This window comes from Streptomyces sp. NPDC101194, assembly GCF_044767885.1.
Taxonomy (GTDB): Bacteria; Actinomycetota; Actinomycetes; order Streptomycetales; family Streptomycetaceae; genus Streptomyces.
In genome coordinates this window covers 24,293-45,149 of record NZ_JBIWOS010000007.1, presented here as the reverse complement: position 1 = coordinate 45,149, position 20,857 = coordinate 24,293, and the positions used below count along the sequence as shown (strand labels likewise).

Here is a 20,857-nt window from a genome sequence, read left to right as displayed (position 1 = left end):
GAGTCTGCCAGGGATCGCGGACAGCCCGTGTCCGCGATCGGCTGCCGAGGCCTCACCCGGCCGGCGTCGGACCGGGTTCGATCCGGACGCAGAGATCGTTCTCGGCCGAGTAGCAGGGGGTGGCGCGTACGCCCTCACCCACGTCGCGTCCCGGGTACACGAAGATGTTCTTGCGGTCCCAGACGTCGTCGAGGAGGCGGGAGATCCGTACGCCGTCGGCCGGCTCACCGCCGGACGTGCCGGGGATCAACCAGAGCGTCCACAACTGCTTCCCGGTGACCGGCCCGGTGGCCAGCCGGTCGAGGGGCAGCGTGAAGGAGAACGTGTCCCCCTTCCCGGTGACCGGTACCCGGCAGACCCGCTCGCCGGTACCGGGCGATCGCGCCTCGACACGGGCGTCGTCGCCGAGACCGGTCCCGTACAGCGTGCCCTCGACGGTCATCCCGTCCCGGTCGAGGGCGACCGGTCCGGCCTCGGCGTGCGGTGAGCGGATCCAGCAGTGCAGGGCGAGCCGGCCGTCGACGGTCGGATACGGGATGCGGACCGCGATCCGCCCGGTCCGGGGTGCGCGGTCCATGAGGAACCGCAGATCCCTGGTCCCGGGCTCGACGGCCACCTCCCCGTCGTCACCCGCGCCCGGATCGCGCACATAGACGTCCCAGCGTCCCTCGGCGGGCTCCGCGGTGCTCGGCAGCTCCGCCCGCAGCCGTCCGTCGCCCAGCGGGCTCAGCGGCAGCCGCAGGGTGCCGTCGTCGCCCTTGCTGCCGCGCAGCCGGAGAAGCAGTTCCGGTGCCGTCCCCTCCGCACGGCGACCGGGGTCGAGGTCGAAGACGATCCCGCCGTCCGGGCCGGCGGCGCAGTCGGCTCGTGGTGTCGGTCGCTCTGTGGAGACGGTCATGCGGGCTTCCCCTTGCGGATGACGTCGGCGGCCTTGTAGCGCAGGGCGTACGCCCCGTCCAGTACGGTGCCGCGCGCGCGGTGCAGTGTGGTGCGCAGAGCGCCGTGCGAACGGTCGCTCGGGGCTCGGGAGGCGAGTTCGGTGAAGAGCCGCTCGTGGCGTTCGGCGATCCGCGACGGATCGAACCGCTGCGACGCGACCAGCGCGGCGCGTCCCGCCCGGTGCCGTGCTTCGTCGTCGTCGATCAGACCGAGCAGGGCCGTCGCCACCGCCGTCGTGTCACCGACGGGCACCAGCCGCCCGTCCGTGCCGTCCTCGATGATCTCGCGGGGGCCGTGCGGGCAGTCGGTGGCGACGACCGGCAGGCCGCAGCGCATCGCCTCGACGATGGTCATGCCGAAGGACTCGCGGTCCGAAGTGACCGCGGCGATCGCCCCCTTGGGCCACTCGGCCTCCAGCGGGTTGACCGACCCCATCAGGAACACGTGGTTGTGCAGGCCGAGTTCACCGATGAGGGTGAGCAGCGCCTGCCGCTCGTTCCCGGTCGCGTCACCACCGCCGTAGATGCGCAGCCGCCAGTCCGGACGGACGGCGACGACGTCGGCGAAGGCCCGGACCAGCAGGTCGTACCGCTTGACCTTGTGCAACCGGCCCGCGGCGATCACCCACTTGCTGTCGCCGTCGGCGGGCGCGATCCCCGGGGCGGGCACGCTGTTGGGAATGGACTCGATCCGCACGCCGGGCAGCTTGAACCCGCTCCGGTAGGCACGGGCGTCGGCCTCGGTGACGGTGGTGATCGCGTCCAGCAGGGTGTAGCGGTGCCCGATCTCGCGGCGCAGCCGGTAGCCGTGGCTCTCGAGGGTGAGGTGCTCCTGTCCGATCCGGACCGGACCGCGTCGGGTCTGCCTGCTGATCTGCACATTGAGCCCGGGGCGGGTTCCGACCACGACGTCCGCGTCCAGCGACCGCAGATGGTCCGCCACCCGCGCGTCGGTCAGCCTGCTGTACTGCCGGTACCGGCTGTCGCCGCGCGGGAACACGCTCGCGGGACGGGCGTGGTCGGCCACGTCGCCGTCGTACGTCGGGCTCTTCTTCCGCAGGTCGACGAGGTGGCCCAGACGCACGCCCGCGGGAGCGCCCAGCGCCGGGACGTCCCGGTGCCGGAAGACGGAGACGATCTCGACGTCATGGTGCTCGGCCAGCGCCCCGGCAAGATTGAACGTCGTACGGATCGTGCCCCCGACTCCGTAGGCGTTGTGGAGCAGGAAAGAAATGTGCATAAAACGGTGCATCTCCCGGTTCGGCCGACCGTTGGAGGGCGGCACTACCCATGACGACGCGAACCGGCCGAAGGTTCACTCCGGACGTCGGCCAGTTCCGGCCATCCTCACACTCGCCCGCTTTCCTGATTTGTCGATGTATCGGTGAACCACTCCATGACCGAGTCGACCACATCACCCCACGGCCGATCAGGACAAACAGCCCGTAAGCGTCCCCCCGGATCCCGAGATTCACCCTCCGCGTCGGATGGTTCGATTACGTTCCCTTTCTCGCGTGACCCCGGCCACGGATCGCCCGTTGTCTTCTTCATGAGCCGGGAACCGCTCGGCCCACGCAACGAGTTCGAGGAGCCACCCGTGCCGCGCATGCTCGACGTCAGCGAGGACGTACGCGCCGAGATCGGCGACGCCGAAGCCGATCGGCTGCTCGTCGGCGACAACACCCCAGGCAGCTACGACTGCACCTCCTGCCGCACTCCCGGAGACTCCGAGCAGGAACGCACCAGCACGGTGCTCTTCGTCGGTGACGAGACCGCCGTCCTGGCCTTCGCCCACGCGAGCTGCATCCCCTCGCAGGTCGTCCAGGTCGCCGAGGAGCAGCTCCAGGGCGCCGTCCGCAGCATCACCCGCAGTGACGCGGAACACCCGGAGGGCCCGAACACCGAGCAGGCCGTCCTCGGGGTCACCAGCGGCCTCGTCCTGATCGACGACGAACTCCATCCGGCCCTGGTCGTCGAGCCGACCGGCGCCATCGCCCGTCCGGGCACCGACGGCAGCCGGGGCGACGAGTTCCTGCAGCTGCTGCTGGAGCAGGGCTTCCAGCCGGTGCACCGGGTGGACCTGATGCCCTCGGTGCTGCACGGCTGGTCGGTGCTGCTCGCCATGGGCCGGCTGCATGCCGTGCTCCAGCCGGGCACCGGCGGCACCCCCGTCGCCTGGTGGCAGGCACACGCGCCGCTCCAGGTCACCGAGGGCTGGCGAACGGCGGCCAACAAGTCGCAGACCGTGCTCCTCTTCGCCGCGCCGGCGGGAGCGATCGGCCAGCAGCCCCGCGAGGACCTGTTGCGCGACGCCCTGGACAGGGCCGCCGCCGCCGGGCTCCTGGTCGCCGCGGCGATGCCGCTGGCCGGGACCTGATCATGTCCGTCGGCTCCTCGCGCCTGCGGCGAACAGCTATTTCTCCGCCGGGCCCGCATCCGACGGACACCGGGGTCGTTGGCACATACGTGCACGCATACGACTCCTCCCACCAGCGACCGAGCCCGATCCCTGCCATGCGTCCCTCGCAGGAACCCTCGGGCGGTCAGTCCCACACCCCGATCTACGACGCGCTGTACTCGGAGTACCGCCGGTCGTTCCGGGCGTTGCCGGGCGATCGGAGCGGCGAGGAGAATCTCGGCTTCATGGCCTTCGGCACCGGGCTCTTCGGCAGCCGCCTCCCGCTGAGCGGCCACTCCGGTCTCTCCACCGGCCTCTCCGCACACGGCGCGACCACCGGACACGGCAGCGGCCCGAGCACACACACCGGCAGCCTCGGTTCCTGGCAGCGGGTGGGACGCCACTCCGGGCGCACCCAGCCCGCGGCTCTGCCCCCGGGATCGCGAGGGGCCTGACCGCGTGGAAGAGCCCCGGACCGTTCCGCGGCCGGAACGGTCCGGGGCTCTTGCGTCCTACTTGTTGCGGCCGCGCTTCTCGCGCACCCGCACCGAGATGTGGATCGGAGTGCCCTCGAAGCCGAACTCCTCGCGCAGGCGGCGCTCCACGAAACGCCGGTAGCCGTGCTCCAGGAAGCCCGAGGCGAACAGCACGAAGCGCGGAGGCTTGGTGCCCGCCTGGGTACCGAAGAGGATCCTGGGCTGCTTGCCGCCGCGGACGGGGTGCGGGTGGGAGGCCACGATCTCGCCGAGGAAGGCGTTCAGCCGACCGGTGGGGACGCGCGACTCCCAGCCGGCGAGGGCGGTCTCGATCGCCGGGACCAGCTTCTCCATGTGACGGCCGGTGACCGCGGAGACGTTGACCCGCGGGGCCCATGCGACCTGCGCGAGCTCCGTCTCGATCTCGCGCTCCAGGTAGTAGCGGCGCTCCTCGTCGAGGGTGTCCCACTTGTTGTACGCGATCACCAGGGCACGCCCGGCCTCCACGGCCATGGTGACGATGCGCTGGTCCTGGACGCTGATGGACTCGGAGGCGTCGATCAGGACGACGGCGACCTCGGCCTTCTCCACGGCGGCGGCGGTACGCAGCGAGGCGTAGTAGTCCGCACCCTCCTGGAGGTGGACGCGGCGGCGGATACCGGCCGTGTCGATGAACTTCCAGGTGATGCCGCCGAGCTCGATCAGCTCGTCGACCGGGTCACGGGTGGTGCCCGCGAGCTCGTTGACGACGACGCGGTCCTCGTTCGCCACCTTGTTCAGCAGCGAGGACTTGCCGACGTTCGGACGGCCGATCAGCGCGATCCGGCGCGGTCCGCCGATCACGGTGCCGAAGCGCTGTGCCGGGGCCTCCGGAAGCGCTTCGAGTACGGCGTCGAGCAGGTCGCCCGTGCCGCGCCCGTGCAGCGAGGAGACCGGGTGCGGCTCGCCGAGGCCCAGCGACCAGAGCGCGGTGGCGTCCGCCTCCCCGCTCTGGCCGTCGACCTTGTTGGCGCACAGCACGACGGGCTTGCCGGCCCGGCGCAGCAGCTTGACGACGGCCTCGTCGGTGTCGGTGGCGCCGACCGTCGAGTCGACCACGAAGACGACCGCGTCGGCGGCCTCGATCGCGTACTCGGCCTGGGCGGCGACGGAGGCGTCGATGCCCAGCACGTCCTGCTCCCAGCCGCCGGTGTCGACGACCTTGAAGCGGCGGCCCGCCCACTCGGCCTCGTAGGTGACGCGGTCGCGGGTGACGCCGGGCTTGTCCTCGACAACCGCCTCGCGGCGGCCGATGATCCGGTTCACCAGCGTCGACTTGCCGACATTGGGGCGGCCGACGACGGCGAGCACGGGAAGCGGTCCGTGACCGGCCTCCCCGATCGCGCCCTCGACCTCTTCGGCGTCGAAGCCCTCCTCCGCGGCGAGCTCCATGAACTCCGCGTACTCGGCGTCGCCAAGCGCTCCGTGCTCGTGGTCCGAGCCTTCGGAGTGAATCTGGTCGTTCATGAAGTCCGTTCCTCTTTGCATCATCATCGATGAGCCGCGACCACGCGGCTCACTACTCAAGTCTTACCTACGCCCGGTGAAGCGCCTGGCCTCGTCCAGGTGGGCGGTCAGCCGGGCCTGGATCCGCACCGTCGCCTCGTCCAGCGCCTTGCGTGTCCGCCGCCCATTGCCGTCGCCCGCGTCGAAGGCGTCGCCGAAGACGACGTCGACCCGGCTGCGCAACGGCGGCAGTGCCGATATCAACCGTCCGCGGCGCTCGGTGCTTCCCAGTACGGCCACGGGCACGATCGGTGCGCCGCTGCGAACCGCGAAGTACGCCAGCCCGGCACGCAGGGAGGCGAAGTCGCCGTCGCCCCTGGTGCCCTCGGGGAAGATCCCGAGCACCCCACCGCTCTCCAGCACGCCGAGGGCGTCGGTGATGGCGGTGCGGTCGGCCGTCGTACGGTCCACCTTCAGCTGACCGATGCCGCGCAGGAACGGGTCCAGCGGGCCTACGAACGCCTCTTTCTTGATCAGGAAGTGGACGGGCCGGGGCGCGGTGCCCATCAGCATCGGACCGTCGATGTTGTGGGAGTGGTTCACCGCGAGTATGACGGGTCCGGAGGCGGGGACCCGCCACGCACCGAGGACGCGGGGCTTCCACAGCCCGTACATCAGCCCGATGCCGATCCCGCGCCCGACCGCCGCGCCGCGCGGCGTGGGCGAGCCCGTGGCTCGGGTCACTTCACGGCCCGCTTCTCCTCGACGAGGGTGACGACGCACTCGATGACCTGCTGAAGGGTCAGCTCGGTGGTGTCCACCTCGACGGCGTCGTCCGCCTTGGCCAGCGGGGAGGTCTTGCGGCCGGAGTCGGCCGCGTCCCGCTTGATCAGCGCCTTCTTGGTGGCGGCGAGATCGGAGCCCTTCACCTCCGAGCTGCGGCGGGCGGCACGCGCCTCCGGCGACGCGGTGAGGAAGATCTTCAGGTCGGCGTCGGGCAGCACGGTCGTGCCGATGTCACGGCCCTCGACCACTATGCCCCCCTCGGCCGAGGCCGCGATGGTGCGCTGCAGCTCGGTGATCCGGGCGCGCACCTCGGGGACCGCGCTGACGGCGCTGACCTTGGAGGTGACCTCCTGGGTACGGATCGGGCCCGAGGCGTCCTCGCCGTCGACGGTGATGGTCGGGGCCGCCGGGTCCGTACCGGAGACGATGACGGGCTTGGCGGCGGCGGTCGCCACCTCCATCGCGTCCTGCACGTCGATGCCGTTGTTCAGCATCCACCAGGTGATCGCCCGGTACTGGGCGCCGGTGTCCAGGTAGCTCAGGCCGAGCTCGGCGGCGACGGCCTTGGACGTGCTGGACTTGCCGGTGCCGGAGGGCCCGTCGATGGCGACGATCACTGCGGCCGGGGCCGTCCGGGCGGCGGCGCTTGCGGTTTCCACGGTGGTGGACACCTTCCTGGTACTCGGGGTGGGCGGGACGGGGACGCGCGAACCCGCCCCGCACAAGGTTACCGAGTGCCGGAGGGGTCCTCTGCACCCCTGTGGACAACCTCCTCGCGGGCCCGCCGCCCGGGGCCTACTGGCGCAACGACCAGCCCCGCTCGCGCAGCGCCTCGCTCAGCCCGGCGACCGCGCCCGGCTCGACCATCAACTGGACCAGGCCGGCCTGCTGCCCGGTGGCGTGCTCGATGCGGACGTCCTCGACGTTGACGCCGGCCCGTCCGGCGTCGGCGAAGATCCCGGCCAGTTCGCCCGGCCGGTCGCTGATGAGCACGGACACGATCTCGTACGAGGCGGGGGCCGTCCCGTGCTTGCCGGGCACCCGGACCCGTCCCGCGTTGCCGCGACGCAGGACGTCCTCGATGCCTTCCGTGCCTTCGCGGCGCCTGTCGTCGTCGCCGGACTGCAGACCGCGCAGCGCCCGTACCGTCTCGTCCAGATCGGCGGCGACCCCGGCCAGTACGTCGGCGACCGGCCCGGGATTGGCGGAGAGGATCTCCACCCACATCCGGGGGTCGGAAGCGGCGATCCGGGTGACGTCCCTGATGCCCTGGCCGCAGAGACGCACGGCGGTCTCGTCGGCCTCCTCCAGGCGGGCGGCGACCATCGACGAGATCAGCTGCGGGGTGTGCGAGACCAGGGCGACGGCCCGGTCGTGCGCGTCGGCGTCCATGACGACGGGGACGGCGCGGCAGAGCGCCACCAGTTCCAGGGCGAGGTTGAGGACCTCGGTGTCGGTGTCACGGGTCGGGGTGAGGACCCAGGGACGGCCCTCGAAGAGGTCCGCGGTGGCGGCGAGGGGGCCGGACCGCTCCTTTCCGGCCATGGGGTGCGTACCGATGTACGGGGTGAGGTCGACGCCCTGTGCCTCCAGCTCACGGCGCGGGCCGCCCTTGACGCTGGCGACGTCGAGGTAGCCGCGGGCGACACCGTCCCGCATGGCCGTGGCCAGGACCGAGGCCACATGGGCGGGCGGCACGGCGATGATCGCCAGGTCGACGGGGCCCTCGGGCGCCTGGTCCGTACCGGCGCCGAGCGCGGCCGCGGTGCGGGCCGACTCGGGGTCGTGGTCGACGAGGTGGACCTGGATGCCGCGCCCGGCCAGGGCGAGGGCCGCGGAGGTGCCGACGAGGCCCGTTCCGATGACGAGGGCGGTTCTCACTGGGCGATGTCCTTGCGGAGGGCGGCGGTGGCGCCGAGGTACACGTGTGCGATCTCGGACTTGGGGAGGTACGTCTCGACGTGGGCGAGGATGCGCACCACCCGGGGCATCGCGCCCACGACGTCCAGCTCCTGGGCGCAGATGAGCGGTACGTCGACGATACCGATCCCACGCGCCGCGGCGGCCGGGAAGTCGCTGTGCAGATCGGGGGTGGCCGTGAACCAGATGCTGATCAGATCGTCCGCGACGAGACTGTTGCGCTCCAGGACGGCGGTGAGCAGAGCACTGACCCGCTCGCCCATGTGACCGGCCTCGTCCTGGTCCAGCTGGACGGCTCCACGGACCGCTCGTACCGCCACGTCGTTGCTCCTCGCTTCTTCGTGCGTGTCACGCCTGCTGTCCCTTTGCGTGATCTTTCCGCGTGATCAGCCTAGAGGGACGGAGCGGCGGGCGGGCGGGGTGCTCTGTCAGTGAGACGTGGCGCCCGCGCGCGTGGTGGCCGGCCTCGGGGTTCACGGCGGGCGCACGGCGCGGCCGGCGGCTCCGCCGTGGTGACGAAGGCCTCCGGCCGCGTGGGGATGCTCCGGGGGGAGTTCGTCCTGCCGCGCGGTGTACGGTCTCCGCGGCCGTTCACCGGCCTCGGAGCGGCTGCTCCCGGACCAGCTCCTCGATCGAGCGGCCCTCCGGCACCTCGCCCGACGCGGTCGGTCCGCCGACCGCCGTCGGCAACGAGCGGGCGATCCCGTCGGCCGCCTGTTCCGTGGAGACCCCGGCCTCCTCGGCGACCCTCCGCAGGGTCTCGTCCGGCAGCGCCCCGGCGACCCGGGCGCCGCCGACCACCTGGTTCTCACCGGCGCCGACCCAGGAGTGCGCCTGGTCGACGAGGCCGGACCCGGTGAGCATCCCGATCGGCCCTTCGCGCGCATTGCCACTGCCGCCCGAACAGCCTTGGCCGGAAGCCCGGCGCGCCCAGCAGCGCACCGAGGATGTTCCCGGCGCCGCCGCAGGCGCCGCTCCGGCCACCGCCGCCCAGCGGACCACCGAGGTCGTCGTCCGCCATGAGTGCGCCTTTCCGGACGTAGGGATTCATCGACAAAGTCGATCAGAACCCTGACCACTGTCACGTGAACGGGGCCCGGCCACCGTCAACCGGCGGTCGTCCGACGGCTCCGGCGGACATCGGCCAGGAGCGCCGCCTCCGCGACATCCGGATGCGCGCTGCCCTTCAGTGCGGACAGCTCGTCCGGCCAGGGGTCCGCCCACCGGGTGTGCCCGCCCGCCCGGACCACCAGCTCCACCGCGGCCAGCTCCGCGACGGCCGATCCCCGCGCCCGCAGCGCGGACACCACCGTGCCGATCGCCGCGAGCGGCAGTGCCCTCCGCGGCCCCCGCCAGTCGTGCCGGATCGCGTCGAGGGAACCCGGCCGCTCCCCCGCGAGGGCCAGCCACCGGTCCCACCGCTCGACCGCCGCCCCGACCCTTCCCCCGGCTGCCTCCGCCGACGCCGGCTCGCCTGCCGCCGGCGCCGACTCGTCCACCTGGTCCGCCTCCGTCAGCGACGCAAGGGCCGCCGCAAGTGCCACGCCGGACGCGGTGCGGACGAGCCCCGCCTCCCGGAGCGCCTCGGTGACGATGTCCAGGGCGGCGACCGGACGCGGTGGGAAGTCCCGTTCCAGCGAGTCGAGGACGGACAGCGCGTCCCGGCGCTCCTCCTCGTCCGCGGATCCGGCCTGGTCCACCACCGCGTCGAGTGCGCCCTTGAGCGCCGACCGCCCCTCCCCGGTGGTCGCCCATGCGCACAGCAGGCGCGCCGCCTTGCCGCGGACCCCGCTCGGGCGGCCGCCGTCGGTCACCGCGGCGGCGACGGCGTCGCGGACACGGGCGGTTGCGGCAGCGCCGAGGAGCGCGTCGGCGGCGGCCGCCGCGGACACCGACTCGCCCGTGGCCACCGTGTGTGCGAGGAACCCGGCCAGGGCCTCGGCGGCCGACGGCCGGTCGGGCCGCGCCGCCATCACCCGTTCACGCACCGCCGCATGATGCAGTTGCGCCGTGAACCGCTCCGCGACACCGGCGACGTCCATGCGGGTCGCGAGCACCCCGGCCATCGTGGCGTGGACGTCCCGGTGCTGTCCCGGTACGTCCCATCCGGCCAGCACGGCCGCGAACGCCGCCGGAGAGGACCGCTCGGCCAGCCCGCGCGCCGCCGCCTTCCGGCCACCGACGGACCCGGTGACGTCCCCGACGACCCGGCTGAGCAGCGCCACGGCCCCGTCGTCGGGCACCGTGCCGAGCAGGGCCCGCACACCCGTCATCGCGGCCCGCCCCCGTACCCCTCCCTGCCCGGCGTGTCCGAGCAGGAAATCCAGGGTCCCGGCATGGGCCCGGACACCACCGCTGTCCGCGGCGCGCTCCCCGAGCGCGGTGAGCGCGGCCGCGGCGACAGGCTGCGGGGCCGTCCCCACCAACGCACGCAGACCGTCCGTCTCGCCCCAGAGGGCGGCGGCGTCGGTCCGTTCCGGCAGGGGTGCCTCGTCGTCGGTGGCGACACGCGACAGCTGCGCATCGAGTGCGGCGCGCTGGGGCGGCAGCCAGCGGCCCAGGACGCTCCGGCGCGTCCGTGGCACCCAGCGCGGTGGCAGTCCCGATCCCAGGACGGTGTCGAGCAGGTCGGTGCGGCGCCGGGCGAGGGTGCGCCAGACGACGGGCACGACCACCGACGTGGGCGCGGCGGCGAGGAGTTCGGCGCAGCGCCGCTCCCGGGTGACCGGGTCCGCGAGCCACAGTTCGGCCGCCTGCCGGGCGTGCCTTCCGCCCGACAGATCCCGTGCCGCCCGGCCGATCGCCTCGTCCAGGGCGGGGATGTACGGCAGGTGACGCACGAACAGGGCCGCGAAGCGCACGAGTGCGGGCACCGCCGTCGGGCCTCCGAGCTGCCACACACCGACGGCCGTGTCCCTGCCCAGCGGCAGCGGCCGGACGGTTCCGGGGCCGCGCGGGTCGGCGAGGACCCGGAGCAGCAGGCCGATGACCGCTTCGGCCCGGCGCAGGTCGCCGTTGCGGGCGGCGCTCGACGCCGTGCGCCGCAGCCACTCCTCGGCGGCCAGGAGCGACGCCCGGGTCGAGTCGCGGGACTGCACCGTGGTCATCGCGGCATCGCGCAGAGCCGCGTACGGCGCCGCGTCCAGCAATGCCTCCGGGACGGTGCCGGCCGCGGTCAGGGTCGCGCGGCGCACCTCCTCCTGGTCGTGCCAGGCCCGTTCGCAGGAGGTGAGGACACGCGCGTACTCCTCCGGATCCCCGTGTCGTGCGGCACAGACCAGGAGGGCGGGCCAGGCCGCCGCCCGCTCGAACGGGCGGTGCGCGGCGGCGAGTTCCCGCAGGCGCGGCTCGCCGTCGGGCAGCGGGAGCAGGGCCGTGATGGAGGTGCACGGGTAGGTCCGGCGCCCGGCCCGTCCGGTCAGCCAGCGTGTGGCGATCTCCGCCCTGTCGCCGGGTGCGAGGGCGGCGACGCCGCCGAGTTCGCCCCTCCAGCCGGTGAGCCCGTCGCCCGATCGCGATTCGACCACGCGCCGCCGTTGCGCAGGGGGCAGCAGGGCGAGCAGCGGCTCGGGGGCCTCGTACGCCCCGAAGGATGCCCGCCCCCTCGGGGATTCGACGCGCAGGACACGCGCGAGCAGGACAATGTCCTCCCGCTCACAGGTGGCGAGGGAGCTGAGCGCCCTCCGGGACAGGTGCTGCGGTGCCAGGGGCAGGCGCGCCGTGCCGGTACGGCGCAGTGAGGCCAGCACGGCGGCGGGGTCGCTCAGCAGTGCGGCCGTCGCGCCACCGGTGACCAGATGCGGGGCCCGGTCGAGCAGCAGGATCCCGGCCGCCGGATCGCGGGTGGCGAGGCGGGTCACCAGGAATGTGCCGCGTGCCCGCAACCCCCTGGGTTCGGACCGCCCGGCATGCTTCGCCGGCAGCCGGTCGGCGAGATGCGCGGCGAGTGCGGCCGGTGCGGTCCGGGCGAGGGCGTGCAGGACACCGGGCGGCACCTGGGCCAGCCGTGGCAGCCACTGTTCGGCGGCGCCGGGCGTACAGGCGGGAAGCAGCCGGGCCGCGTCCTCGTCGCCGTGCCGTGCGTGGACGTGCGGCAGCAACCGGTCGGCGAGCGCGGACCGGCCCGACAGCCGGAGGATCCGGTAGGTGTGGTGGCGTACATCCCTCAGATCGCCCGACGCCAGGTCCGTCAGGACCTGTTCGTCGACCGGAAGCCTGATGGCGGCGGCCAGGGCGCGGGGTCTGAGCAGCGGATCGGCGAGTGCCCGGGCGACCGCGTCGAGGTCGCGGCGGACTACGGCCAGGAACAGCGCCAGCCGGCGTTCCTCGGGGTTCCCGCGATCGAGGGCCCGGTGCGCGGCGCGGTAGGCGGCGTCGTCGAGGGAGCGGGTGTGTTCGGCGACGGCCCGCATGCGGGCCGGGTACGGCAGGTGTGCATACCTGGTGTACAGGGCGGTTGCTTCTTCTCTGGGGTACGGAGGTGTCGTCATCGCGCTCACCGGAGGGGGGCGCGGCGTGCCTTTCCGATCATCGTCATGGCGGCGATCGTGGCACCGGAAAACGTCCGGGGCAACATCTTTTCGTTCACGTACCCTCGCGGCCATGATCACTCCTGACCCCGTGGCGCTCGTGCGCGATCACACGGTCTACTCCTGTGTGATGGGCTCACGCGCCTTCGGGCTCGCCACGGAGGACAGCGACACCGACCGGCGCGGCGTCTTCCTCGCGCCGACCCCGCTGTTCTGGCGGTTCGACAAGCCACCGACGCATGTCGAGGGCCCGGCGCAGGAGCAGTTCTCCTGGGAGCTGGAGCGCTTCTGCGAGCTGGCCCTGCGGGCCAACCCCAATGTTCTGGAGTGCCTGCACTCGCCGCTGGTGGAACGCGTCGACGCCGTGGGCGATGAACTCCTTTCCCTGCGGGAGGCGTTCCTGTCCCGGCTGGCCCATCGGACCTTCGTCCGGTATGCACTGGGCCAACGCAGAAAGCTGGAGGCGGACCTCCGGCAGTACGGGGCTCCGCGCTGGAAGCACGCCATGCATCTGCTGCGGTTGCTGACCAGTGGCCGGGACCTGCTGCGCACCGGCGAACTCACGCTCGACGTGGGCCCGGCCCGGGAGGAACTGCTGGCGGTGAAGCGCGGCGAGGTGCCCTGGTCGGAGGTCGAAGCCCGTATGACCCGGCTGGCCGAGGAGAACGACGCGGCGGTCGCCTCCTCACCGCTGGCGGCCGAACCGGACCGGGCCCGGGTGGAGGACTTCCTGATCCGCACCCGCCGGGCGTCCGCGCTCCGGCCCGAGGAGAGCTGAACGACCCGACGAGACCTCAGCGCCCCTTCCTGTCGTCTCCGTTCCGGTGCACGGCCCTGCGCTCCCACGACGATGCCGGCAGCGGAGCCCGCACCTCGTGGGAGCGCGCGGAGCCAGGCCCGTCCGCCGTCCAGCGGCGAGGACAGCCGTCCCCTCAACCGTGCACGCACCACGAGATCGTGCAGCGCCTCGAACGCACCGGCCGCCTCGGGAAGTCCCGACCCCGCCTGCGCGGCGTCCAGCACCTCGTGCAGCGTCTCGACGTCCCCGGACACCACCGCGGCTTCCACCCGCCCCGCTCGCCCGTGCTCGGCCTCGGCCTTCGCGTCGATCAATTCGGGCAGATACGCCGGGGCCGCCACCTCTTCGAGGAGCGTCGGCAGATGGGCGCACACCTCGCCGCTGCGCATCAGATGGACGCCGGTGAGCAACGCCCGGAACGTGTACAGCAACGGCTTCAGTTCGCCGGACTTCTCGAAGAGCCGCCACTGTGTGCGGGCGAACCCCCGGTAGTGGTGGGCGTGATGACGGGTCAGCACCCCGGGGGCCAGGGCCACCGGTTCCGCGTGCAGTCGACCCGTGTGGACGACGAGCGGGGACAGCAGCTGCTCCAGCACGTAGCCGTTCGGTCTCAGCATCAGCCGGACGAACTTCCGCAGATCGTGGGTGACGAGGTCCATCTCGACCCCGTCCCGGTCCCACATCCGCGCGCGCGTCTCCTCGGGGCGGCGCAGTCCGACGAGTTCTTCCGCGGGCAGGAGATGGACCCCCCGAAGGTCCACATGCGAGTCCCTGGAAGGAAACCGTACAGATGCGCACCGGAGACGGTGGCGAACAGCAGCGGCCGGCCTTCCGCGGCGAGCACCGGGCCGAAGTCCGTGACCGGCAGGCCGGCTTCCTCGAGGCGCGTCGTCGTGCGGTTCATGGCTCAAGCGTCCCAGAGCGCCCCCAGCGAGAGCAGATCGCTCCGGTACTCGATCCGCTCCGCCCACTCCTTGGGCCAGGCCCCCGCCCCCAGGTGCGCCCCGGCGAGCGCGCCGGTCAGGCAGCCGAGGGAGTCCGAGTCGCCCCGTGTGCAGGCGGCCCGGCGCAGCGCGGTGACGGGCTCGTCGGGGAAGAGCAGGAAGCAGTGCAGGGCCGTGGCCAGGGCGTCCTCGGCGATCCAGCCGTCGCCGGTCGCCTCGCAGGGGTCGGTCTCCGGGGACGGGTCGCGCAGCGCGTCCTGGACACGGGCCAGGGCGGCAAGGCATTCGTCCCAGCCCCGCTGGATGTACAGCTCCGGCGAGGAGTCGCCCGCGTACCGCCAGAGGTCGCCGAGCCAGCGTGTGAGGTAGCGGCTGCTGTTCTCGTACGCGTAACTGCGCAGTTGCCCGATCAGACCCATCGGCTCCGCCCCCTGTGCCAGCAGGTACACCGCGCGGGCCGTCAGATCGGACGCGGCGAGTGCCGTAGGGTGCCCATGGGTGAGGGCCGCCTGCAACTGGGCCGCGCCGGAGCGCTGTTCGTCGCTCAGCCCCGGCACGAGTCCGAGCGGCGCGACGCGCATGTTGGCGCCGCAGCCCTTGGACCCGGTCTGGCTGGCCTCCTGCCAGAGCCGGTCGCTGTCGAGCAGGCGGCAGGCGGTCATGCAGGTACGGCCGGGGGCACGGTTGTTGTCGGGCGAGTGGTACCAGTCGACGAACTCCTCACGGACCGGGCGGGTCAGCCGCAGCGGAGTGAGCAGCCCTCGGTCCATGGCGGTCCGGATGCCCCGCCCCAGGGCCAGTGTCATCTGGGTGTCGTCGGTGACGATCGCCGGTTCCGGCAGCCGCATCCGGCGCCACGGCCCGCACTTGGCGAGGATCGACGGCACGTTGTTGAACTCGGTCGGGAAGCCCAGTGCATCGCCGAGCGCGAGCCCGGTCAGTGCGCCGGTGGCGGCCTGTTTGGTGATGGTCCTGGTCACGATCACGAGGTTCTTCCTTCCGGTCTCAGGAGTGGAGGGTGCAGTGCGGTGGCGGCGCCCGCCCGGTAGAGAGCGGCCGGCTTCCCCCGTCCGCCGGTGCGGCGCGGCGGACTTTCCACGGCCTGGACGAAGCCGGGCGTGGTGAGGACCTTGCGCCGGAAGTTGGGCCGGTCCAGCTCGACTCCCCAGACCGTCTCGTACACCTGCTGGAGCTCTCCCAGGGTGAACTCGGGTGGACAGAAGGCGGTGGCCAGGCAGCTGTACTCGAGTCTGGCGCCGATCCGGTCGTGTGCGTCGGCGAGGATGTGGTCGTGGTCGAAGGCGAGCGGGCCGACGGCTCGGGCGTCCCACCACCGGGCGCTCGCGGCGTCTCCGCCGCCACGGGGTTCGGGCAGGTCGGGTACGAGTGCGGCGTAGGCGACCGAGACGACCCGCATCCTCGGGTCGCGGTCCGGCGCGCTGTAGGTGCGCAGCTGTTCCAGGTGGAGGGCACAGACGGTGCCCTCGGTGAGGCCGGTCTCCTCGGCGAGCTCCCGGCGGGCGGCGTCCTCGGCCGACTCGCGCGGCTGGACGAAGCCGCCGGGCAGTGCCCAGTGGCCCTTGTAGGGGTCCTCGCCCCGTTCGACGAGCAGCACGTGCAGCCGGGTGTCGCGGACCGTGAAGACGGCCAGGTCGACGGTGACCGCGAAGGGTTCGAAGGCGTACGGGTCGTAGCCTGCGGGGGCACCGGCGTTCATCGGCGCTCCGGGAGGGGGGCGGCGAAGTTCCAGCCGGCGGCGAGCAGGGCGTCGACGGCGGCGACGGCGGTGGCCAGGCGTTCCTCATGGGTTCCGGTGAGCTCGATGAACTCTCTTCCGGTACGGGTGAGTTCGGCCCGGAACCGGTCGGTCATCCAGGGCCGCAGCTCCTCGCCGTCGCGCAGCCCGTCGTCCTCGAAGGCGACGCCCTCGTGGTCGGTGAGCAGCCACAGATGGTGGGCGACCCGGTCGGCGGTCTCCTCGACGAGCGGGTTGCGGCCGCCGACGTACCGCTCGTGCCAGACGGTGGTGGCGAAGGAGTCCGTGTCGCAGAGGAGCACCGGCGACCCGGTGCGCGCGGCCGCCTCCTCCTTGGCGTTCTGCGTCTCGGCGATCAGCGGGAAGTCGTCGGTGCCGAAGGTCACGTCCTCCCACTGGGCCCCGGGCCACCGGGCGCGCAGCGCGGCCAGTTTCTGTTCGCTGAACTCCCGTCCGTACTCGTCGACGCACTGGGTTCGCGCCCAGACACCGCCACGCCGCCGGTAGTGGTCGGCGAGGGCGCGGGCCATCGTCGTGGTGCCGGTGGATTCCGCGCCGAGGACGACGATCCGGCGGGTGAGCGCGGCCCGTACGGGCGGTTCGAGGAAGTCCCAGCAGCCGACCGGGTCCTTGCGGACGGCGGTGCCGGAGACCGGGAAGACCGTACGGTCGGGGTCGACGCAGACGGACTCGGCACCGAATCTGCGGGCCAGTTCGTCCCCGTACGACTCCGAGGTGAAGACGGCGTCCACCGGTTCGGGCACGGCCTCGGTGAAGACGGCCATGTGCGCGTCCCAGATCGCCGGGTCGTGGAGGTCCATGGGGACGTCGTCGACGGCGCCCACGACCCGTACGTCCGGGTGCACCTCCCGCATCCAGGCCACCCGGTCGGCGAGCGGCACGGATTCGACGGACGCGGCACACACCAGGACGGTCAGCCGCTCGCAGCGGTCCTGCGCGGTGCGGACGAGGTGGTGGTGGCCGGCGTGCGGCGGATAGAACTTGCCGAGGACGAGCCCGTGCGCGAAGCGCTTCACGCCGCTGCCCCGTGGCGACCGAGCACTCACAGCGACCCCCCGTGCCCCCGGCCCACGCCGACCCCGTGCCCGGGTGCCACCGCCACCTCCACGGGCTGCCGTTGCCCGGCGAGATCACGCCGCCAGTTGCTCAGGCCGATCAGGCACAGCGTCAGGAAGCCGACGTACAGCAGGGAGGTCAGATAGAGCTCCTTGTACGCGTACAGCGGGATGTACACCACATCGGCGGCGATCCAGAGCCACCACGACTCGACGAGCTTCCTGCACTGCCCGTACGTCGCCGTCAGGGACAACGCGGTCGTCAGGGCGTCCCAGAAGGGCACGGTCGAGTCGGTGGCGCGGTCCAGCAGGACGGTCAGGGCGAGGGTCCCCACCACCCCTGCCGCGAGCAGCCAGGTCCATTCGGTGCGCGAGGTGCGCCGCACCGGCAGGTCCGGCGTCCCTGGTCCACCCCCGTGGGTCCAGGTCCACCAGCCGTACGCGGCAAGGGCGATGAAGACGATCTGGAGTCCGGCGTCGGCGTACAGGCCGGACTGGGCGAACAGCAGGATGAAGAAGAGGTTGTTGGCGATGCCGATCGGCCAGTTGGCGAGGTGCTGGCGGGCCACGAGCCACACGCACAGCGCCCCGCTGCCGAAACCGAGCACCTCGGTCCAGCTGACCGGGGTGTCGAGGACCGTCACCAGGGGCTGTTGCAGGGGATCGAGGACATCCGCGAGACTCACTCCCGCCTCCTTAATAGTCAGTCTGACTATAAAGGGGGAACGGTCGCAGCAAAAGGCCCGCGGCCGATTCCTGTTCGAAAACAGGAACCGGCCGCGGGCCGTGGAGCGGACGGAGCCGGGGCGGAACGTCCGGACGGTCTCGGAGGAGCTCCTCCTACAGACCGACCTCGCGCATCAGCATGCCGACCTCGGTGTTGGTGAGGCGGCGCAGCCAGCCGGACTTCTGGTCGCCCAGCGGGATCGGCCCGAAGGACGTCCGGACGAGCCGCTCGACCGGGAACCCGGCCTCGGCCAGCATCCGGCGGACGATGTGCTTGCGGCCCTCGTGGAGGGTCACCTCGACCAGGTAGTTCTTGCCGGTGTTCTCCACGACCCGGAAGTGGTCGGCGCGGGCGTACCCGTCCTCCAGCTGGATGCCGTCCTTGAGCCGCTTGCCCAGGTCGCGCGGGAGCGGTCCCTGGATGGCGGCCAGGTAGGTCTTCTTCACCCCGTACTTGGGGTGGGTCAGGCGGTGGGCCAGCTCGCCGTGGTTGGTGAGCATGATGATGCCCTCGGTCTCGGTGTCCAGCCGCCCGACGTGGAAGAGCCGCGTCTCACGGTTGGTGACGTAGTCGCCGAGGCACTGACGGCCGTCCGGGTCCTCCATGGAGGAGACGACACCGGCGGGCTTGTTCAGCGCGAAGAAGAGGTACGACTGCGCGGCGACGGTCAGACCGTCGACCTTGATCTCGTCCTTGTGCACATCGACGCGCATGCCCTGCTCGACGACGATCTTGCCGTTGACCTCGACGCGGGCCTGCTCGATCAGTTCCTCGCACGCGCGGCGCGAGCCCATGCCGGCCCTGGCGAGGACCTTCTGCAGCCGTTCGCCCTCCTGCTCGGCACCCGGGAAGGTCTTGGGCGTCCTGACGTCGGGCTTGTTCGCGTACCTGTCCCGGTTGCGCTGCTCGATCTTGGCGTCGAGCTCACGCGGACGGGACGGGGCGCCCTGGCGACGCGCGCCGCCGCTCCGGCCGCCACCGGCCTGCGCGGGCTTCGGACCGCCCTTGGCGCCGCCGCGGGCCGCGGCGCCGCGGCCCTTGCGGGGACCCTCGCCGCTCTTCTCGCCGGTGGCGCCCACGTCGTAGCGGCGTTCCTCGGGCCGGGGCCGACGAGGACGCTGCTCCTGCTTGCCGTCGCGCCCGGCGCCGGCACCCCGGGGATTCCGGTTGCCGCCGCTCCTGCCGCTGCCGCTTCCGCTGTTCCTGCCACTGCTTCGCATCAAAATTCCGTCTTGTCGTCTGCGTGCGTTTCCGGGGTGTCCGGTGCGTCCGGATCGAACGACGGCACACCCTCTGGCGTCTCGGCCTCGATCGCGTCCGCCTCGGGGAGGAAGGGCGCGAGCTCCGGGAGCTCATCCAGGCCACGCAGGCCCATCCGCTCCAGAAAGTAGTTCGTCGTCCTGTACAGGATCGCACCTGTTTCGGGTTCCGCGCCCGCTTCCTCGACGAGGCCCCGCTGCAGGAGGGTCCGCATGACCCCGTCGCAGTTCACGCCGCGGACCGCGGAGACCCTCGACCGGCTGACCGGTTGACGGTACGCGACCACAGCGAGGGTCTCCAGCGCCGCCTGTGTGAGACGGGCCTGCTGGCCGTCCAGGACGAAGCCCTCGACGGCCGCCGCGTACTCCGGGCGCGTGTAGAAGCGCCAGCCGCCCGCGACCAGCCGCAGGTCGAACCCGCGGCGCTGCACGGTGTACTCGTCGGCCAGCTCGCGCAGCGCGTCGGCGACGGCCCTGCGGGGCCGTTCCAGCACCTTGGCGAGGTGTTCCTCCGTGGCGGGCTCGTCCACGACCATGAGGACGGCCTCCAGCGCGGGCTTGAGATCGAGATCCGCGACGGTGGAACCCGTGGTGTCCTGCTGACTCATGCCTTCCCATCCTCCCGGACGTCCTGCGCCCCGGTCGCCTCGGTGTCGAACTCGTCCGTCACGACGGGCTCGGCCCCCTCTCCCCCGGCCCAGCGCACCAGGAGCTCCCCCAGCGCCTCGTCCTGGTCCAGCACCACGGCCTTCTCCCGGTACAGCTCCAGCAGCGCGAGGAACCGGGCGACGACGGTGAGGGTGTCCGACGCGTCCTCGGTGAGCACCCGGAAACTGATCTCCCCGGCCTCGCGCAGCCGGGCCACCACGATCCCGGCCTGTTCCCGCACGCTGACCAGCGGCGCGTGGATGTGGTCGACGTAGACCTGCGGCTCGGGCCTCGGCCGCATCGCCCGCGCGGCCAGTTCGGCGAACTTCTCCGCTCCGATCCTGATGACGACCTCGGGCAGCAGCTCGGCGTGGTGCGGCTCCAGGCCCACGGTCCGCGGGAAGCGCCGCCCCTCCGACTCCAGCCGGTCGCTGAAGATCTCCGCGACGCGTTTGTACGCACGGTACTGGAGCAGCCGGGCGAAGAGCAGGTCGCGCGCTTCCAGCAGCGCCAGATCCGCCTCGTCCTCCACCTCCGCCGCGGGCAGCAGGCGGGCGGCCTTGAGGTCGAGCAGGGTGGCGGCTACGACGAGGAACTCGGTGGTCTGATCAAGGTCCCAGTCCGGTCCCATGGCCCGGATGTGGGCCATGAACTCGTCGGTGACCTTGGACAGCGCGACTTCGGTCACATCCAGCTTGTGCCTGGAGATGAGCTGCAGCAGCAGATCGAACGGCCCCTCGAAGTTCGCCAGGCGAACGGTGAACCGCCCGTCGTCGGCGGGCTCGGGGGACGGGCCCGGTGGCGCCGTCGCGACGGGTTCAAAGGGCGGTACGGGTTCCCGGGACCCGACGGTTGTGGCAGGCCGGGCCGCCGCCGCATCCGGCGGTGAGGGGGCCGGGGACGCATCGTCGGTGCCGGGAAGCGGCACGACGGCACCTTCACCGTCGCCGCCCCCGGACACCGCGGGTGCCGGGGCAGGCCGACCGCCCGGACCTCGGCCCAAGGGGCGGCGAGGGGTGCGGGCGGGCTCGTCGTTCGTCGGCATGAGGGTCCAGGGGCAAGCGGGATACGGGCGGCGGGCGGAGGCCCGTACGGAAGGGGCCGGGCCGCTCGGCC

Annotated in this window: 19 protein-coding genes and 1 pseudogene; 3 read left to right on the top strand and 17 right to left on the bottom strand. The window is 72.4% G+C overall.

Annotated elements, in window-relative coordinates; genetic code table 11:
* Positions 1-52 precede the first annotated feature (52 nt).
* Together ACIRP2_RS24965 and ACIRP2_RS24960 are read right to left on the bottom strand one after the other, a co-directional pair.
* Positions 53-898: a transferase gene (locus ACIRP2_RS24965; RefSeq protein WP_404253842.1), complete on the bottom strand. Its 846-nt coding sequence runs from the start codon at positions 896-898 to the stop codon at positions 53-55.
* Positions 895-2,178 carry a glycosyltransferase family 4 protein gene (locus tag ACIRP2_RS24960; protein WP_404253840.1) on the bottom strand — a complete coding sequence of 428 codons (1,284 nt, stop codon included), beginning with the start codon at positions 2,176-2,178 and terminating at the stop codon, positions 895-897. Before ACIRP2_RS24960 ends, ACIRP2_RS24965 begins: the two co-directional genes overlap by 4 nt.
* A 357-nt stretch (positions 2,179-2,535) precedes the next feature.
* On the opposite strand from ACIRP2_RS24960, the gene ACIRP2_RS24955 reads away from it, so the two are divergent.
* Complete coding sequence (locus tag ACIRP2_RS24955; RefSeq protein ID WP_404254422.1) at positions 2,536-3,315, top strand: hypothetical protein; 780 nt, start codon at positions 2,536-2,538, stop codon at positions 3,313-3,315.
* A 137-nt stretch (positions 3,316-3,452) separates the two neighbouring features.
* Positions 3,453-3,791, top strand: coding sequence for a hypothetical protein (locus ACIRP2_RS24950; protein WP_376208783.1), 339 nt, complete (start codon positions 3,453-3,455; stop codon positions 3,789-3,791).
* 57 nt (positions 3,792-3,848) lie between these two features.
* Here ACIRP2_RS24950 and der read toward each other — a convergent pair whose 3' ends face one another.
* From der to ACIRP2_RS24915, 7 genes are all read right to left on the bottom strand, one after another.
* Complete coding sequence (gene der / locus ACIRP2_RS24945; RefSeq protein ID WP_404253838.1) at positions 3,849-5,318, bottom strand: ribosome biogenesis GTPase Der; 1,470 nt, start codon at positions 5,316-5,318, stop codon at positions 3,849-3,851.
* 63 nt (positions 5,319-5,381) lie between these two features.
* Entirely contained in the window at positions 5,382-6,041 is a 660-nt protein-coding gene (locus ACIRP2_RS24940; protein ID WP_404253836.1) for a lysophospholipid acyltransferase family protein, read from the bottom strand.
* The gene (gene cmk / locus ACIRP2_RS24935; protein WP_404253834.1) at positions 6,038-6,754 is read right to left on the bottom strand and encodes a (d)CMP kinase; all 717 of its coding nucleotides are present in this window, start codon (positions 6,752-6,754) and stop codon (positions 6,038-6,040) included. Before cmk ends, ACIRP2_RS24940 begins: the two co-directional genes overlap by 4 nt.
* A 124-nt stretch (positions 6,755-6,878) precedes the next feature.
* Positions 6,879-7,964: a prephenate dehydrogenase gene (locus ACIRP2_RS24930; RefSeq protein WP_404253832.1), complete on the bottom strand. Its 1,086-nt coding sequence runs from the start codon at positions 7,962-7,964 to the stop codon at positions 6,879-6,881.
* A complete protein-coding gene (aroH, locus tag ACIRP2_RS24925) occupies positions 7,961-8,323 on the bottom strand; it encodes a chorismate mutase (protein WP_404253830.1) in 363 nt (120 codons plus the stop codon). Before aroH ends, ACIRP2_RS24930 begins: the two co-directional genes overlap by 4 nt.
* Positions 8,324-8,594: 271 nt before the next feature.
* On the bottom strand, positions 8,595-8,867 hold the full coding sequence (locus ACIRP2_RS24920; protein ID WP_404253828.1) for a YidB family protein: 273 nt from the start codon (positions 8,865-8,867) through the stop codon (positions 8,595-8,597).
* A gap of 242 nt (positions 8,868-9,109) precedes the next feature.
* On the bottom strand, positions 9,110-12,493 hold the full coding sequence (locus ACIRP2_RS24915; protein ID WP_404253826.1) for a hypothetical protein: 3,384 nt from the start codon (positions 12,491-12,493) through the stop codon (positions 9,110-9,112).
* Between the two features lie 112 nt (positions 12,494-12,605).
* Here ACIRP2_RS24915 and ACIRP2_RS24910 point away from each other — a divergent pair, with 112 nt between their 5' ends.
* Complete coding sequence (locus ACIRP2_RS24910; protein ID WP_404253824.1) at positions 12,606-13,310, top strand: DNA polymerase beta superfamily protein; 705 nt, start codon at positions 12,606-12,608, stop codon at positions 13,308-13,310.
* 149 nt (positions 13,311-13,459) lie between these two features.
* Here the strand turns inward: ACIRP2_RS24910 and ACIRP2_RS24905 are convergent.
* The 8 genes and pseudogenes from ACIRP2_RS24905 to ACIRP2_RS24870 form a co-directional block, all read right to left on the bottom strand.
* A pseudogene (locus tag ACIRP2_RS24905) lies at positions 13,460-14,235 on the bottom strand (DNA polymerase beta superfamily protein); the annotation flags it as partial.
* A gap of 3 nt (positions 14,236-14,238) precedes the next feature.
* Positions 14,239-15,261 (bottom strand): ADP-ribosylglycohydrolase family protein, encoded by a 1,023-nt coding sequence (locus ACIRP2_RS24900; protein ID WP_404253822.1) that lies wholly within the window; start codon positions 15,259-15,261, stop codon positions 14,239-14,241.
* A complete protein-coding gene (locus ACIRP2_RS24895; protein ID WP_404253820.1) occupies positions 15,258-15,992 on the bottom strand; it encodes an NUDIX hydrolase in 735 nt (244 codons plus the stop codon). Before ACIRP2_RS24895 ends, ACIRP2_RS24900 begins: the two co-directional genes overlap by 4 nt.
* The gene (locus ACIRP2_RS24890) at positions 15,989-17,068 is read right to left on the bottom strand and encodes an AAA family ATPase (RefSeq protein ID WP_404253818.1); all 1,080 of its coding nucleotides are present in this window, start codon (positions 17,066-17,068) and stop codon (positions 15,989-15,991) included. The genes ACIRP2_RS24895 and ACIRP2_RS24890 overlap by 4 nt, the downstream gene beginning before the upstream one ends.
* Before the next feature lie 26 nt (positions 17,069-17,094).
* Complete coding sequence (pnuC, locus tag ACIRP2_RS24885; RefSeq protein ID WP_404253816.1) at positions 17,095-17,793, bottom strand: nicotinamide riboside transporter PnuC; 699 nt, start codon at positions 17,791-17,793, stop codon at positions 17,095-17,097.
* 154 nt (positions 17,794-17,947) lie between these two features.
* Positions 17,948-19,054, bottom strand: coding sequence for a pseudouridine synthase (locus ACIRP2_RS24880; protein ID WP_404253814.1), 1,107 nt, complete (start codon positions 19,052-19,054; stop codon positions 17,948-17,950).
* Entirely contained in the window at positions 19,054-19,701 is a 648-nt protein-coding gene (gene scpB / locus ACIRP2_RS24875) for an SMC-Scp complex subunit ScpB (RefSeq protein WP_391740422.1), read from the bottom strand. Before scpB ends, ACIRP2_RS24880 begins: the two co-directional genes overlap by 1 nt.
* Positions 19,698-20,786, bottom strand: coding sequence for a segregation and condensation protein A (locus ACIRP2_RS24870; RefSeq protein ID WP_404253812.1), 1,089 nt, complete (start codon positions 20,784-20,786; stop codon positions 19,698-19,700). Before ACIRP2_RS24870 ends, scpB begins: the two co-directional genes overlap by 4 nt.
* Positions 20,787-20,857 lie beyond the last annotated feature (71 nt).